This is a genomic window from Gillisia sp. JM1 (assembly GCF_000424645.1).
GTDB lineage: Bacteria > Bacteroidota > Bacteroidia > Flavobacteriales > Flavobacteriaceae > Gillisia.
Genome location: NZ_KE384219.1, coordinates 343,453 through 358,967 on the forward strand (window position 1 = coordinate 343,453; position 15,515 = coordinate 358,967).

At 34.7% G+C, this 15,515-nt stretch carries 14 protein-coding genes; 8 read left to right on the forward strand and 6 right to left on the reverse strand.

The features are described from left to right. The first annotated feature begins 318 nt into the window (after nucleotides 1–318). The 6 genes from hemN (at nucleotide 319) to H033_RS0115905 (ending at nucleotide 7,148) form a co-directional block, all read left to right on the forward strand. Nucleotides 319–1,683, forward strand: coding sequence for an oxygen-independent coproporphyrinogen III oxidase (hemN, locus tag H033_RS0115880; RefSeq protein WP_026839194.1), 1,365 nt, complete (start codon nucleotides 319–321; stop codon nucleotides 1,681–1,683). 161 nt (nucleotides 1,684–1,844) lie between these two features. Then, nucleotides 1,845–2,543, forward strand: a complete 699-nt coding sequence (gene deoD / locus H033_RS0115885) for a purine-nucleoside phosphorylase (RefSeq protein ID WP_026839195.1) — start codon at nucleotides 1,845–1,847, stop codon at nucleotides 2,541–2,543. Between the two features lie 410 nt (nucleotides 2,544–2,953). Beyond that, a complete protein-coding gene (locus H033_RS0115890) occupies nucleotides 2,954–3,178 on the forward strand; it encodes a hypothetical protein (protein ID WP_026839196.1) in 225 nt (74 codons plus the stop codon). 426 nt (nucleotides 3,179–3,604) lie between these two features. After that, nucleotides 3,605–4,867: a PAS domain-containing sensor histidine kinase gene (locus H033_RS0115895; RefSeq protein WP_026839197.1), complete on the forward strand. Its 1,263-nt coding sequence runs from the start codon at nucleotides 3,605–3,607 to the stop codon at nucleotides 4,865–4,867. Continuing rightward, the gene (locus H033_RS0115900; protein WP_026839198.1) at nucleotides 4,868–5,911 is read left to right on the forward strand and encodes a response regulator; all 1,044 of its coding nucleotides are present in this window, start codon (nucleotides 4,868–4,870) and stop codon (nucleotides 5,909–5,911) included. A gap of 430 nt (nucleotides 5,912–6,341) precedes the next feature. Next, complete coding sequence (locus H033_RS0115905) at nucleotides 6,342–7,148, forward strand: universal stress protein (protein WP_026839199.1); 807 nt, start codon at nucleotides 6,342–6,344, stop codon at nucleotides 7,146–7,148. Between the two features lie 298 nt (nucleotides 7,149–7,446). Here the strand turns inward: H033_RS0115905 and H033_RS0115915 are convergent, their stop codons facing one another. The 6 genes from H033_RS0115915 to H033_RS0115940 form a co-directional block, all read right to left on the reverse strand. Then, nucleotides 7,447–7,830 (reverse strand): group III truncated hemoglobin, encoded by a 384-nt coding sequence (locus H033_RS0115915; protein WP_026839200.1) that lies wholly within the window; start codon nucleotides 7,828–7,830, stop codon nucleotides 7,447–7,449. A 3-nt stretch (nucleotides 7,831–7,833) separates the two neighbouring features. After that, nucleotides 7,834–8,115 (reverse strand): hypothetical protein, encoded by a 282-nt coding sequence (locus tag H033_RS0115920; RefSeq protein WP_026839201.1) that lies wholly within the window; start codon nucleotides 8,113–8,115, stop codon nucleotides 7,834–7,836. A gap of 322 nt (nucleotides 8,116–8,437) precedes the next feature. After that, entirely contained in the window at nucleotides 8,438–9,712 is a 1,275-nt protein-coding gene (locus tag H033_RS0115925; protein WP_026839202.1) for an acetyl-CoA hydrolase/transferase family protein, read from the reverse strand. A gap of 255 nt (nucleotides 9,713–9,967) precedes the next feature. Continuing rightward, nucleotides 9,968–10,534, reverse strand: a complete 567-nt coding sequence (locus tag H033_RS0115930) for a YceI family protein (RefSeq protein ID WP_081661885.1) — start codon at nucleotides 10,532–10,534, stop codon at nucleotides 9,968–9,970. Nucleotides 10,535–10,629: 95 nt separating this feature from the next. Further along, nucleotides 10,630–11,901, reverse strand: coding sequence for a hypothetical protein (locus tag H033_RS0115935; protein WP_026839204.1), 1,272 nt, complete (start codon nucleotides 11,899–11,901; stop codon nucleotides 10,630–10,632). Between the two features lie 24 nt (nucleotides 11,902–11,925). Beyond that, complete coding sequence (locus H033_RS0115940; protein WP_026839205.1) at nucleotides 11,926–12,504, reverse strand: YceI family protein; 579 nt, start codon at nucleotides 12,502–12,504, stop codon at nucleotides 11,926–11,928. 183 nt (nucleotides 12,505–12,687) lie between these two features. On the opposite strand from H033_RS0115940, the gene H033_RS0115945 reads away from it, so the two are divergent. Together H033_RS0115945 and H033_RS0115950 are read left to right on the forward strand one after the other, a co-directional pair. Then, complete coding sequence (locus tag H033_RS0115945; protein WP_026839206.1) at nucleotides 12,688–15,090, forward strand: heavy metal translocating P-type ATPase; 2,403 nt, start codon at nucleotides 12,688–12,690, stop codon at nucleotides 15,088–15,090. A 4-nt stretch (nucleotides 15,091–15,094) separates the two neighbouring features. Further along, on the forward strand, nucleotides 15,095–15,466 hold the full coding sequence (locus H033_RS0115950; protein WP_026839207.1) for a hypothetical protein: 372 nt from the start codon (nucleotides 15,095–15,097) through the stop codon (nucleotides 15,464–15,466). Nucleotides 15,467–15,515 lie beyond the last annotated feature (49 nt).

Genomic DNA, 15,515 nt, shown 5'->3' on the forward strand with positions numbered 1-15,515 from the left:
AAACCTCTATATAAAACCGCTAAAATTTACAGTTAAAGAGCTAAATTCTGGCATCACCATAAAATGATATAAATCTGAGTTAAATTAGAATTCAAGAACCTCGGGGCAAGCCCATGAGGTATGACTTGGAAAATACTTTTAAAAATTCGAGGCAAGCCCGCCTGAATGAAATTCTTTTCGGGCAGGCCTCGTGGAACCTGCCCAGCCGGTCAGGCGGGTTAAACCCTCAATGAGGGATTCAACTTTAGCATACCTGACAATCCTCATATTATCTAACATACTACCTTATTATTTTTGAAACTCTAAATAGGAATAATTATGAGTTCAAATTTAATTTCTAAATACAATATTGCGGGTCCTAGATACACTAGTTATCCAACTGTCCCTTACTGGGATAATAAAAAATTCTCATTAAGGTCCTATAAAGAAACTTTAATAAGAAGTTTTAAAGAAAGTAATACCTCTGAAGGAATTAGCATATATATCCATCTTCCTTTTTGCGAAAGCCTCTGTACTTTTTGTGGGTGTAATAAAAGAATTACTAAAAATCATTCCGTAGAAATACCTTATCTCAAATCTGTAATCAAAGAGTGGGAAATGTATTGTGATCTTTTGGGTGAAAGGCCGGTTATAAAAGAGCTACATTTGGGTGGAGGCACACCAACTTTTTTTTCTATCGACAATTTAAACTTACTATTAGATGGCATTTTTAGAATTGCAAATAAAGCAGAAAATACAGAATTAAGTTTTGAAGGACATCCCAATAATACTACAAAAGAGCACTTATCTTTATTTTCTAAATTAGGATTCCAACGGGTTAGTTATGGCGTTCAGGATTATAATGAAAAGGTGCAAAAATCTATTCATAGGGTACAACCTTTCGAAAATGTAAAGAAAGTTACACAAGACGCTCGGGAAGCTGGATTTACTTCTGTTGGTCATGATATTATTTTTGGTCTGCCTTTTCAAACTAAAGAACATGTTGTTCATACCATAGAACGTACAAAAGAATTATTACCAGACAGAATTGCGTTTTATAGTTATGCTCATGTACCATGGATAAAAGGGAATGGCCAGCGCGGTTATAAAGACGAAGATCTTCCAACTGCAGAGGAAAAGCGTGAACAATACGAAATTGGTAAAAAAATGTTGCTAGAAGCTGGCTATTTTGAGATCGGAATGGATCATTTTGCGCTTTGCACAGATAGTCTTTACCAAGCTATTGAAAACAAAACATTGCACCGAAATTTCATGGGCTATACCACCTCCAGAACCCGAGTAATGATAGGACTTGGAGTGTCGGCCATAAGTGACAGCTGGTACGGATTTGCTCAAAATGTAAAAGGAGTGGAGGAATATCAGAATTTGATTGAAAATAACATTTCCGCGATATATAGAGGTCATATTCTTACAAAGGAGGATCTGGTAATTAGAAAACACATCCTTAACCTTATGTGTAACTTTAAAACAACTTGGTTCACGAGGGAAGATTATTTTGAGGATCTGCCAGAGGTTATACATTCTTTAAAAGAGATGTATGATGATGGATTGGTGGAATTCGATACTAATTTTTTAAAAATCACAGAACACGGAAAACCATTTGTGAGAAATATATGTATGGCTTTTGATATGCGATTACAAAGAAATAAGCCGGAAACCCAACTATTCTCTATGACAGTTTAGTTGATTTTATAAAGTATTTAAAAAGCCTGAGAAAGCGTATTAAGTTAAAACAGAAACCGTAAAAGGAAAATATCAAGACTTAGAGGACCTATAAGCTTAGGGGAAAACAGAAATTGAAGTACTTAAAAAAATAAAATAATTGATTAAAATTCTTAGAAGTAATGAGTTTACATATTGAAGCTAAAAAAGAAGAAATAGCTGAAACGGTATTGTTACCGGGAGATCCATTGCGAGCAAAATGGATTGCTGAAACCTTTCTTGAAGATGGAATCTGTTATAATAATGTTAGAGGGATGCTTGGTTATACAGGTTTTTACAAGGGGAAACGCGTTTCTGTTCAGGGTACAGGAATGGGTATCCCTTCAGCAATGATATATGCTCATGAACTGGTAAATGAATATGCTGTAAAAAACCTTATTAGAGTAGGAAGTGCAGGAGCTTTTCAGCCAGATATGAAATTACTCGATCTTGTTATTGCGATGTCGGCTTCAACCACTTCATCTTTAAACCGGTCCAGGTTTGATGGTGGAGATTATGCGCCAACAGCGAGTTTTAATCTTTTTATGAAATCAGTGAACCATGTTAAAGGGAAAGGAATAGCTTTTAAAGCTGGGAATGTTTTGTCTTCAGATATTTTTTATGATGAAGATCCTGAATACTATAAAAAATGGGCAAACTATGGAGTACTTTGCGTAGAAATGGAAACAGCAGGTCTCTATACCCTCGCTGCAAAATATGGAGTAAATGCCTTATCTATTCTCACAATTTCAGACTCCCTTGTAAACGGGGATAAGGTTTCCCCAGAGATGCGAGAAAAAAAACTGGGTGAAATGGTAGAAATAGCACTTAATTCCTATTAGTTAATACCTTATTCCACCGGTATCCATCCTACTTTACATACTCAAAATTTTCTCGGAGTTAATGTAAGATACCTTGTCCATAACCAGGCAAATTACATCCATAATAATATTTGTAAAGGCCTACTGGGGGGAAGAATAAAAAATTCTTATCACATTTTCGATGAGCTATCATTGGATTGCAATTTAATTAGTGACCAATTTTCGTTGAACTCACGAATTGCGGAATAAGATAATTTCGATTCCAAACAAGTATAGCCACAATATTTTGATTTTTCTCAAACCTATTATCTGAACTTCTCAAAAGATATAATCTCAAAATGATTAAAGCGAGATATTTAAATTTATTAGATGATTTTTTAGCGAAACCTTAAGAATATAATGTTAGAGATATTCTTAACTTCATAATAAAAATGAAAAGCTCTGGTATTTTCTTTCTAGTTTTAACCAGTATTGTGCTAGTATTGGTCGCGATTATTTCAGTTTTAAACTTTCCTTTTCCTCTTGTTTTTTATCTGGTTTGTTTTGGGCAACTATTATTAATAATTACGGTGTATAAGGTTCTTAAAGAAGATTATAAACCCGATAGTACCTTTGAAGAGTTCTATGAAAAGGAAACTGGAGATACTAAGGAGTGATTATTCTTAAATATTACAACTTGTTTTTTAAATCAGTAATATCTGGTTAAAGTCAAAAGACCGCTGAGCTTTAAGAAACAAGACTTGGCTTGCTATTAATTTACTGATAAACCGTATAAATTTCGACACTATTTATAGATGTCTTATTTTAAACATAAATTTTAAAATTTAAAAAATAAGGCTAAACTATTTATAATGGGCTTAGTTCGTGCTTAAAAAGTTCTACTAAAAACGAGTGCTTTTAATATATTTAGAAGGCATAATTAACCTCTATAAAGTAGCTTAAACATTTTAATAGTTACCTGTAAAAACATCTCTGTATTTATAATTTTCATTCCTATGCAATCATAAAAAATTACAGCTAGCGGATTTTTTCAATCCTGCTTTAAATCTTTACCTTTACTCCAAATTATAATATTCAAATCTTTGCAGAAAACATTTCAGGATAAAGGTCAAATTTTCAATATCTTATTCGAGGCTGCCTCAGAAGGGATCATTGTGGTTGATAGTACCCAACACATAGTTGCGGTAAATGTAGCTGCAGAAAATATGTTTGGATATGAAAAAGGGGAGTTAAACGAACAACACTTGAATTTATTAATTCCCACTAAATACCATACGAATCATCATCACCATTTCGAGGATTTTATAGAACACAGTGAGAAACGGCAAATGGGTCATGGTAGGGTCCTTCATGGAATTAAAAAAGATGGTTCCTTATTTCCAGTTGAAGCAGGCCTAAACCCTTTTAAGAAAGATGGACAAGAATTTGTGATGTCTCTAATAATAGACATTAGCGTACGAATGGAAACCGAGCGCCAAATACATGACCTCAACTCTCATCTAGAGGAAAAAATAAAAACCAGAACAGGTGAGCTTAGTGAAAGCATCAATAAATTAGAAGAACTGAATAAGAATCTTCAAAATGAGATTTCAAAAAGGAAAGCTGCAGAAGAAAAAATTAAAGATGCTCTTCAAAAAGAAAAGGAGCTTAGTGAATTAAAAACAAAATTTCTTTCCCTGGTCTCGCATGAATTTAAAACTCCTTTAAGTGGAATACTTACCTCTGCTACACTCGCCGAAAAATACACTGAAAATGAGCAGCAAGATAAGCGGGAGAAACATTTAGGCACCATTCGTAATAAGGTGCATTATCTTAATAATATCCTGAATGATTTCTTATCTATAGAAAGGCTAGACAGTGGGAAAGGCCAATATAAATATGCTTCATTTAGCCTTAAAAGGCTCATAAATGAAGTAGTTTATAACGCAAATGTCACCTTGAAGGATGGGCAGGAAATCTTATATCCAAAAGACATTAAAGATGAAGAACTTTATCAGGATGAAAAGATTCTGGAGTTAGTACTTTCAAATATTTTAGGAAATGCTATTAAGTATTCCCCTGAAAATACTACCATTAAGCTTGACGTATTACTAAAAGACAGTAAAATATTTTTTAATATTCAAGACGAGGGACGAGGAATCCCAAAAAAAGACCAAAAACATATTTTTGAGAGATATTTTCGAGCAGAAAATGCTTTGCTGGATCAGGGAACTGGTATTGGTTTAAATATTTCTAAAACCCATTTGGTAAATATGGGTGGACAAATAAGTTTTTTAAGTGAAGAAAATAAAGGAACCCTATTTAAAATAGAAGTTCCAATATCAAACCCCGGAAATAGCATTTAGATGAAAAAAATATTGCTGATAGAAGACGATGTCACTGTACGTGAAAATACGGCAGAACTACTTGAGCTTTCAGAGTATGAAGTCGTGACCTCCAATGATGGGCGTCAGGGTTGTATCAAAGCACAAGCAGAATTACCAGATATTATCATTTGTGATATTATGATGCCAGAAATGGACGGTTATGGGGTGCTTCAGGAACTTAGTGAGAACCCTAAAACAGCCAACATTCCATTTATTTTTCTTTCAGCTAAAACAGAGCATAAAGATATTCGGCGAGGAATGGATCTGGGAGCCGATGATTATCTTACTAAACCATTTGAGGAGCTGGATCTATTAAGTGCAATAGAAAGCAGATTAGCGAAAGTTGCAATTTTAAATTCTTTTCAAAAAGATCAAAATTCAACAGAGGAAAATGGGAAATTAAAAAATATTTCGGAGCTCCGTGAACATTTCGAGTCCAATCCAATATTGAGTTTTAAAAAAGGAGAATTTATATACGAAAAAGGAAAACAGTCCAATTTCTTTTACCTTGTTAAAAATGGGGTTGTAAAAACGCACCATAATGATGATAAAGGAAAAGAACTTATTACATATCTATATAAATCTGGTGATTTCCTTGGAAATGCTAGTGAAGATCCTCATGCTTCAAATTCCGATTATGCCACGGCAATGGAAAACACCGAGCTCTATGCCATCTCGCGAGAAGATTTATACGAAATATTGCTTCAAAATCCACATATAAGTATAAAACTACTAGAAATTCTGAATAGCAATCTTGTTGGGCTTAAAAAGCAACTAATGAATATGGCATATGGTTCTGTTAGAAAGAAAACCGCAAGAACCATCCTACTTTTTGCTGAAAAAATAGAAAAATATCCTTTACAATCTATTCGGATATCCCGCTCCGATCTTGCTAGTGTAGCTGGTATGGCCGCAGAAAGTTTGATAAGAACGCTTTCTGAATTTAAAAAAGAGGGCTTAATAGAGATTGAGGGAAGAAACATTAAATTGCTTAACACACAAGCATTAAGAAATATTGATTAATAATTTAATGGATCAGGTTTGCTTCCAATATTAAACACTGATTTTCTTTGAAATGGCCACGTCAACCTGTCCCGAAGCCTCGGGAGTTTCAGGGTCTCAACCCCTTATAAGTAGGTTGCTGAAACAAAACCGGTACTTATCGACAACATTACACAAAAATTGGGTACTGTTAGTTGAAAATTACTCGGTGGAACAAAAGCGGACTATCAATCAAGAACCTCGGGGCTAGCCCACGAGTATGTCCCGATGGTTCGGGAGGAAAAACACCTTTTAAATTCGAGGCAAGCCGGCCTGAATGAAATTCTTTTCGGGCAAGCCTCGGGGAATTAAACCGTCAATGAGGGATTAAATAAGACAGTAACTGATTTTCATCATTTTTAAGGCTGTGCACTTGTTCTAATTTTGAATAAATTAATTAGAACCAGCACGAATGAATGTCTTAATTCTGACAGATTTTTCAGAAGTATCGGAGAATGCCAGCAAGTATGCATTAGATTTTCTAAGAGAAACACCCTCAACAATTTCATTACTTAATATTCAGGATATTAATTTCAATATGGAGTCTAGCGAAAAGCTGGGCAAGAAAATGCTGTTAATCTCTGAAAAGATGCATGCCGCCATAGAAAATTTAAAAAATTATAGTACCAATCCCGAACATAAATTTCATCTTAACCTATCACTGGATAATTTAATTACCGCTGTTAGACGCTGTGTTGAAGAAAAGAACATAGATCTTATTTTCATTGGTGCGGCTAGTCAAACAGAACATAAGCATCCTTTACTTGGTAATCATGCATATGAAATAATTCAAAAAATAAAGTGTAATATTTTAGCAGTACCTGGTAAGGTACACTTTGTTGATCCTAAACGAATGATCTTACCAATAGATTATTCTGTCCTTTCAGAAAGAAAATCGTTCCAGGTTCTAAGAGATCGAAACTATGTGAAAAGTGAGAGTTTAACCATAGTAAATGTTAACGAGAATGAGAATTATGCTTTGAAGAAAAAAATGATCCAGGAATTATGGGAAAGTGATTCTAAAGAAAATATGGATTATAGATTTTTAAATAAGAATGCATTTTTTAACTCAGATTTTTTATTGGAAATTCAGGATAAATTTGATGTTATTGTTATTCTTGGTAAGAATTTGAGTATCTCTGATAAGCTTTTAAATAGCCGTTATGGGTTGTTTTCCAAGATATGTAACAAATTACCGATCTTGATTCTGCATGAATAATAATGGAAGTTTATATTCTTTTTCATTGTCGTCCAACAAAAGATATAAGATCGCTGCACTGCTAGATTCAAGACGTAAGACTTTATTAGAACTAATTGAAAACCAATATTTTAATCTGTATAAATTTTTGAAAAAGGGAAAAAATAATTCTGTGTTCCAATAGCAAGCTCCTAAACATTGAAAAAAGTCTTAATCCAGGTTAATTCTAGCCTCACCGAAATCCTGAATTTTTTACCTGACAATACTAATCCTTTTTCAAAAGCAGAAGTAAAAAAAAACAAATATTAGAAGAGGGAATTTAAGAAGGTCTGCTTTGGTAGATTCTTAAAAAAAGGTGTGTAGACATTTTTCTGGCATTATCTTTAAGCCGCTGAGCCATTTCTCCTTCAAAAAGCTCATCTATAGTTTGGAACCAGAGGTTCATCCAGATTCCAAAATGATACTCTTTAATACTATTATTGTGCTCCTTATCTACCTTAGCATGCGCTATTGCGGGATTTCCACGAAACCCACCAGTATAAAAAAGGTTCGTTTCCCAAAAATCTGTAAGCCTTTCCATATGCTCATCCCAATTTTGAATGTTATTAAAAAAATAACCTATTTCTTCATTTTTCCGGACTTTACTGTAAAAGCTTAATACAAGTTTATTTACATCTGCTCGGTTCTTTAGATCCTCTTTCATGTATTATAATATATTCAGAAGTATAAATGAAGTACTAACCAAGATACTAGCAATTAAAGAATTAAAAACAAATTTGGCTTTTAATTGTGCAAGAACAGAGGCATTATACCACATACAAATAACTACAACAAGCCCTAGCTGGATCATATCTATTACAGTATGACCATTCATCAAGATAAGCATAGCTGCGATGGAACCCAAACAACTGGAAACAAGAATTCCCGTTGTTGCTCCTGCAAAATAATCCTGTTTAAATTCTGATAGTTGTTTTTGATAAATTGTCATGATTTTAGCATTTTAAATTATAGGTAAATTTAAGTTTTAGTTGGCTCAAGAAATATGACAGAGATCAGTTAGGGCTAAAAAAAAGCTGACTCATTCCGGTTAAAGAAAGTTCAGCTTAGTAATCAAAAACCTCGGGACAAGCCCGCCCGAACGGTACGGTCGGGCCCACGGGGTAAGTCCCGATGGTTCGGGAGAAAAATACTTTTAAAAATTCGAGGCAAGCCCGCCTGAACTTATCGGGCAGGCCTCGGGGAACCTGCCCAGCCGGTCAGGCGGGTTAAACCCTCAATGAGGGATTAAAATAAAATTTTATTAAGCCTTACTATTTTATCAACTCAAAAGAGGTTTTTTCGAGTTCTTCTCTATAATTTGGATGGGCGATACTTATTAAAGCTTTGGCGCGTTGCTTTAAATTTTTTCCGAAGAGATCTACTACGCCGTATTCTGTTACAATATAATGCACGTGAGCCCTTGTAGTAGTAACACCTGCTCCTTCCTTGAGATAAGGTACAATTTTACTGAATCCTTTATTGGTAATAGATGGCAATGTGATAATCGCTTTGCCGCCTTCAGATAAGGATGCTCCACGCATAAAATCCATTTGACCTCCAACACCTGAAAATTGATATTTACCAATGGTATCTGCACACACCTGGCCAGTAAGATCTATTTCTATCGCCGAATTAATTGCTGTTACTTTTGGATTTTTCCTTATAATAGCGGTATCATTAGTATAAGCAGCTTCCTTAAAATGGACAATAGGATTATCGTCTATAAAATCATATAGTTTTTGAGATCCTATAGCAAAGCAAGTCACCAATTTACCTGTTTTTACAGTTTTTTCTTCTCCTGTTATCACTCCGTTTTCAATTAGAGGAAGTATCCCATCAGAAAACATTTCGGTATGAATTCCCAGCCTTTTGTGGTTGGTGAGGTTGTTTAAAACAACATTGGGTATTCCTCCAATTCCCATTTGTAAAGTAGCGCCATCCTCCACTAATTCCGCTACATACCTTCCAATTTTCAATTCGGTTTCAGAAGGAGCCAGAATATGGGAAGTATGAATCGGTTGATCAACCTCTACCGCAATATCTATCTGGCTTATATGTATTATACCATCCCCGTGAGTTCTTGGCACTTGTCGGTTTACCTGAGCAATAACTTTTTTAGCAGTTTGAATGGCAGCCAAGGTAATGTCTACTGAAACTCCTAACGAGCAGTATCCATGTGCATCTGGTGGGGAAACCTGAATAAATGCTACATCTAAGGCTAAGATATTTCTTTTGAAGAGTAAATGTATCTCGCTTAAAAAAATAGGAATATAAGATCCAGAATTTGAATTTACTGCTCCCCGTACATTGCTGCCAACAAAACAGGAGTTGGTTTTAAATGTTTTATTGTAAGGTTCTTTAGTATACCAGGCCTCCCCTTCCGTATGCATATGAAAGATCTCAATATCTTGTAAATCATTATATCTTTCACAAAGAGTATCTATCAATAAATTTGGCGTCATTGCAGCGCCCTGAACAAAAACTCTTTGCTTAGATTTCACTTCTTTAACAGCTTCTTGAGGAGAAACAATTTTTATATTTTTCATAAATACTTTTTATGTTTTTATAGTTTAATACGTATATCCATAAACAGTCCTAAAAGTTAATTTTAATATCTCAAAGCCGAATATGCCTTTACCCCAGCCCTAAAGGGTGGTCATATTCTTAAATTCGGAATAAATCTAAAATTTTTACTCTCTTTAGGATCGTTGAAACAAAAATTCAGCATTATTAAAGTTCAGAATATCCTTTAGGACGCACAGCGGATATACATTTAGCTTAAAGAAAACTAATGTGTCCTATTATATTTTTGTCAGCAAATCAAACTGTACCTCTATCATCTCATCTACTTCTATGAGTCCGAGAGCCTTTTTAGGTGGTTCAAGACCAAAATCTCGAATATTCATTTTGAACTTTCCTTTGAACCGACTGTTTCCGGTTTGAACCGGTAATTCGTAGTTGTTTTCTTTTCCGGCAATCTGAACTGTGATAAATGCTTTAAGATATTCTGCTGAAATAAACTCAACCTTATCTACCGAGATCATAATTTCAGGATAGTGTTCTGCTACCAACAAGTCCTGAAAATCTGAATTCATTCTTTTATTTCCGCAGTCGAAACCTTCGGTAAGGAATTGAAGCTCAAAATCATTGAAAATAAAACATTCTTCCTGCTGAGCAAAACTTACAATCATAGATTTACTAATATGATCGATATTGAAACGGCAATCAAATTTATTCACATTTGTACTACCGCCTATAATTAATTCACTCTCTGGGAGTATTTCGATACTCACCTTTTCAAAATCATTCTGAGCATTTAGCGTCATTACAGAAAGCAAAAAAACCATGTATAATAGTAATCGTTTCATGATTAATAGATTTGAAATTATCAGAAAAAATTTCGGGCAGAACTACTTAAAAACTATGTATTAAGTAACTCTACCCGAAAATTATCATGTAAATATTAGAAGCTAATTACAGCTTCAAAAACAATTCCGTTAAATTGTCCATTGCTATGAATATCTGCTACAGGATAGTCGTTATAATTTTGGTTAACGTACTCCAATTTAGTCAGGATATTCTTGGTCATAAACCAACCTGCTCCAAGATTAAAACGGTCTACGCTCACATCTTGTCCGCTAGCCAATTCTCCATCTACAACATTATAGCGACCTCCAACATATAATTGTTCTTTTGCACCAAATCTATAGATAAGTTCTCCTGCATATTGGTTCCAAACTCTTTCGTCGGTTTCGTTGACAGATTTCCCTGAGGCTCTTTCATAAATCCCGAAGAATTCAAGTCCACCATACTTCAAGAATGGATTAATCATAATAGAAGTCAGTTCGTTTCTTAGTCCTGGATTAACTCTTCCGGCTCTAAAGCCATCTCCACCACCATCTACATCTGTAAACACATTGTAGTAACGTGATCCGGCACGATCACCACTGTATAAGTAAGCGCTACCTGTTTGAGCAGTATGATAAACAGATCCTGTTAATCTAAATCTAAAATCCTCACTAATTAAATTATCATAACCAACTTTTGCAAGCAAAGATGGGCTGGTAGACTTTGGATTTGTAACAGATTGGTTTAATTTACCATTGGTAGCACCTACCATGGCTAAAATACCATTATTGAAATAATAAACTTCTGCACCAACTTCAGTTGTAAAACTGTCCATTAGATAATTTCCAACAAACGGATTATATAAAGCCATGGCATTATCTGTTCTTCTAAAGTGAGCATCACCATAGTTACTTTCCATATGACCAATTTTGATTCTCATGTTTTTCATAAGACCTTCAGCAAAACCTTCACTTATAAAGTCCAGTTTATCTATTTGTAGATAACCACCCTTTACCCAGGTTTCTTCGTGGTGTTGAGAAGATAAGTAAGTTCTAAGATGAAGTTGCACGCCATCGTAAAGCATAACATCAAAATCTAAATTTGCAGTTGCCAGGTTAAAGTTTCCGCCTATTTCCTGTAGCACAGGAGTATCTAGATTCCCGGAATTTTCGTGATCTATGTCTTGAAACTGAAGCGCAAATGCACCACCAACTCTCACATAAAGACCGTCAAAATTAGTTACACTGTCTTTTGGTGCTTCAAATTGGCTAATCCCTCTTTGATCTGGATTTCTGAAGTTATCAAAATCTCTTTGGCTCTGGGCCATTGTTGGCATAGCCAATAAGACCATAAGCGCTAAACTGAAGTATTGAATAATGTTTTTCATCTTTATTTAATTTTGAGGTTTGGTTTATTTATTAAAATGTGTTTCAAATTTTATTAGTACTTCTTCTCCGGTTTTAATGGTTCCGAACATAGCTGTTGGAGGGTCGATTTTAAAATCGGTCATGTTGAGTTTATATTGACCTGTTAGAACAAGTTGATCCGAATCACAATTGAGATTAAAATTGAGGCTGACGTCCTTCTTCACCCCTGCTATCATAAGACTTCCCGTTGTTTTTACTTTATATTCGTTACCAGAAAGTTTTTCGATAGCATTCACTTTATTTAAAGTGAAAGTGATATTCTTATATTTATCTGTGTTTAGAGCTTTATAAGTGTTCTTATCCATTCCATTTTTCCCACTCACTAAACTTTCAGCTACCGCGGTAAATTCAAGTTTCTCGATCTCTTCGAGTTCTCCTTCATCAAAACCTACGCTTAGCAAACCGCCGGTGTTTTCCGCTTCAATTGTCCAGTCATGAATGTTGGAAGTACCATCTATCAAAAGACTGGAAGTTTTATTATTTAGATTATAAGATTGAGCATTTACTCCAAAGCTAAAAAGAAGTACTGCTGATAACATTATTAATGTGCTGTAAGCTTTCATATAGATTCTGTTTTTAAGTCTATACAAAGTTGGGGTAGTAGTAATTGCTAAATAATGATGAATGTCACATTACACGATATTTCACAAGATCTCCTTTACCAGCATTATTCAATATAATATGACAGCCGTCATTTTTTAAAGTCTGCAAATCCATAAAATTCGCATTTCTAACTTATAGAGAATATGGTGACTTGTTATCATTGTGGAGAAAACTGTATAGATGATATTATACATTATGATGAAAAGTCGTTTTGTTGTTCAGGCTGTAAAACTGTCTTTGATATTCTCAATTCAAATGATCTCAGTTATTATTACGACTTGGAGAGATCTCCTGGCACAAGTCCTAGAAATCAAGAAGGGAAATATGATTATCTGGACAACGCAGATATCGTAGAAAAATTATTAGAGTTTAACGATCTCGATACTCAGGTTATCTCCTTTGTGATCCCTAGCATTCATTGCAGTTCCTGTATTTGGATCTTGGAAAATCTGAATAAATTAAATAATGCCATCAAGAGCTCTCAGGTAGATTTCCCAAAAAGATCCATTCGGGTAAGCTATAATTCAGATACCATATCATTAAAGGAATTGGTGATATTATTAAATAGAATTGGGTACGAACCTTCTATTTCGCTGGAGAATTACAATAAAAAAGCTAATGTAATAGACCGAAGCCTTATATACAAATTAGGAGTTGCGGGTTTTGCCTTTGGTAATATTATGTTTCTGTCTTTTCCTGAATATTTTGAGGTAGAGGAATTTTGGCTGGATCAATTTAAAGTTTTGTTCCGCTGGCTGATGTTTGGCTTTTCTATACCTGTAGTCTTCTATTCGGGTTCAGATTATTTTGTTTCAGCATATAAAGGATTGCGGGCTAGAATACTGAATATAGATGTTCCTATTGCATTAGGGATCGCTGTATTGTTTTTAAGAAGTTCTGCGGAAATTATTCTGAATTTGGGTACCGGTTTTTTCGATAGCCTAAGTGGATTGGTTTTCTTTTTACTTCTCGGAAGATATTTTCAGCAGAAAACTTATGCCTTCCTTTCTTTTGACAGAGATTACAAATCCTATTTTCCAATTGCGGTCACTCGCTTAATTAATTCAATAGAAGAACAGGTCCAAGTTTATAAAATAAAAAAAGGAGACCGTATCTTAATTAGAAACGAAGAATTGCTCCCTATGGATGCTGTTCTTATAAAAGGAAAGGCTTCTATAGATTATAGTTTTGTGACAGGCGAGGCCGAGCCTGTAGTCAAAAAAAGTGGAGATAAACTTTTCGCCGGAGGACGTCAACAAGGCGGTATAATAGAAATTGAAGCCTTAAAAGCAGTGAAGCAAAGTTATCTTACCCAACTTTGGAGTAATGAGATCTTTAGTAAAAATAAGCAAAGTAGCTTTCAAAGCCTTACTAATCAAATAAGCAAACGTTTTACCATTGCGGTTTTAAGCATCGCAATACTTTCGGGCATATTCTGGCTTATTTATGATCCTTCAAAAGCCCTGAATGTTTTTACAGCAGTGCTAATTATTGCCTGTCCTTGCGCTATTGCATTAGCAGCCCCATTTACCCTGGGAAATCTTCTTCGCATTTATGGCAGGGAAAAATTTTACTTGAAAGAAGCATCGGTAATCGAGCAAATGGCGAAAATTGACACAATCGTGTTCGATAAAACCGGAACCATAACTACCAACAAACGAAATAGCATTTCTTATGAAGGTATAGAACTAACCAGATCTGAAGAGGAAATACTAGGTGGTAGTCTAAGGGCTTCCAATCATCCACTGAGTCGTTCCTTATATCAGCTTCTAAAAAAGAACAATATTGTTACACCCGATGAATTTCTGGAACACACTGGAAAAGGTATTGAAACGACCTATAAGGATACCAGTTTTAAAATTGGATCTGCCGATTTTGTAAAGATCAAATCAATTTCCAATCCTTCAGTCGAGCTGAAGAAACCTGAGAAAACTTCTGTCCATATTAGCAGTAACAATATTTATAAAGGCTGTTTTACATTCAGCAATGCCTATCGTGAAGGGCTTTCAAAATTATTCGAAGATCTAAAAACTAAAAAAGACCTCATCATCCTTTCTGGAGATAATGATGGTGAGCGTGAAAATTTAGAGCTCATGCTGCCAAGGGATACTAAAATGTTTTTCAATCAGCAACCAGGACATAAACTTGAATTTATAAAAAAACTTCAGCAAAACGGCAAAACTGTAATGATGGTTGGCGACGGACTGAATGATGCCGGAGCCTTAGCACAAAGTGATGTTGGAATTGTTGTTTCTGAAGATATAAATGTCTTCTCCCCTGCTTGTGATGGAATTTTGGATGCTTCGGTATTTAAAAACTTGGAGGATTATATAGATCTGTCTCAAAATGGGATCAAGATCATCAAATGGGCATTTTTGCTTTCACTTCTGTACAATCTAATTGGTCTCTCCTTTGCCGTGACAGGACATTTAAGACCAGTGGTAGCAGCTATTTTAATGCCGTTGAGCAGTATAAGTATCGTAGTCTTTACTAGTGTTGCCACACACCTATTCAGTAGAAAAATATCAAGGGATCTAAAACATTAAAAATATGAAGCATCATAATTATACTTACAACCTATTCCTGGAAAAGGACTATACGGCAATCGAAATAGTGAATTTCTTATATAGAGATTTAGAAACAAACGATCCTAAAACCAAGTCTCTGGCTGTAATTGAAATATTGGAAGTATTTGTTAATAGACTCAAGAGTGAGATCTACACCATAAGGATTGAATTAGAGAATGAAGCCGGGAATCATTTTAAAACTCTTACAAATCAACTTGCAGCAGCAGTTACCTACTTAGAAAAGATCATTAATAAAACGATCGCTCACTATAAAAATGGAATAAATTATAAGCTAAGAAAATTGCAACAAATGAGACAAGAAATAGCTGTGATAGGACTGTATCTAGAGGTTTAACAGCATTAAATTTTTTTGCATATATAACTCAAAACATGATTTTGGTCAT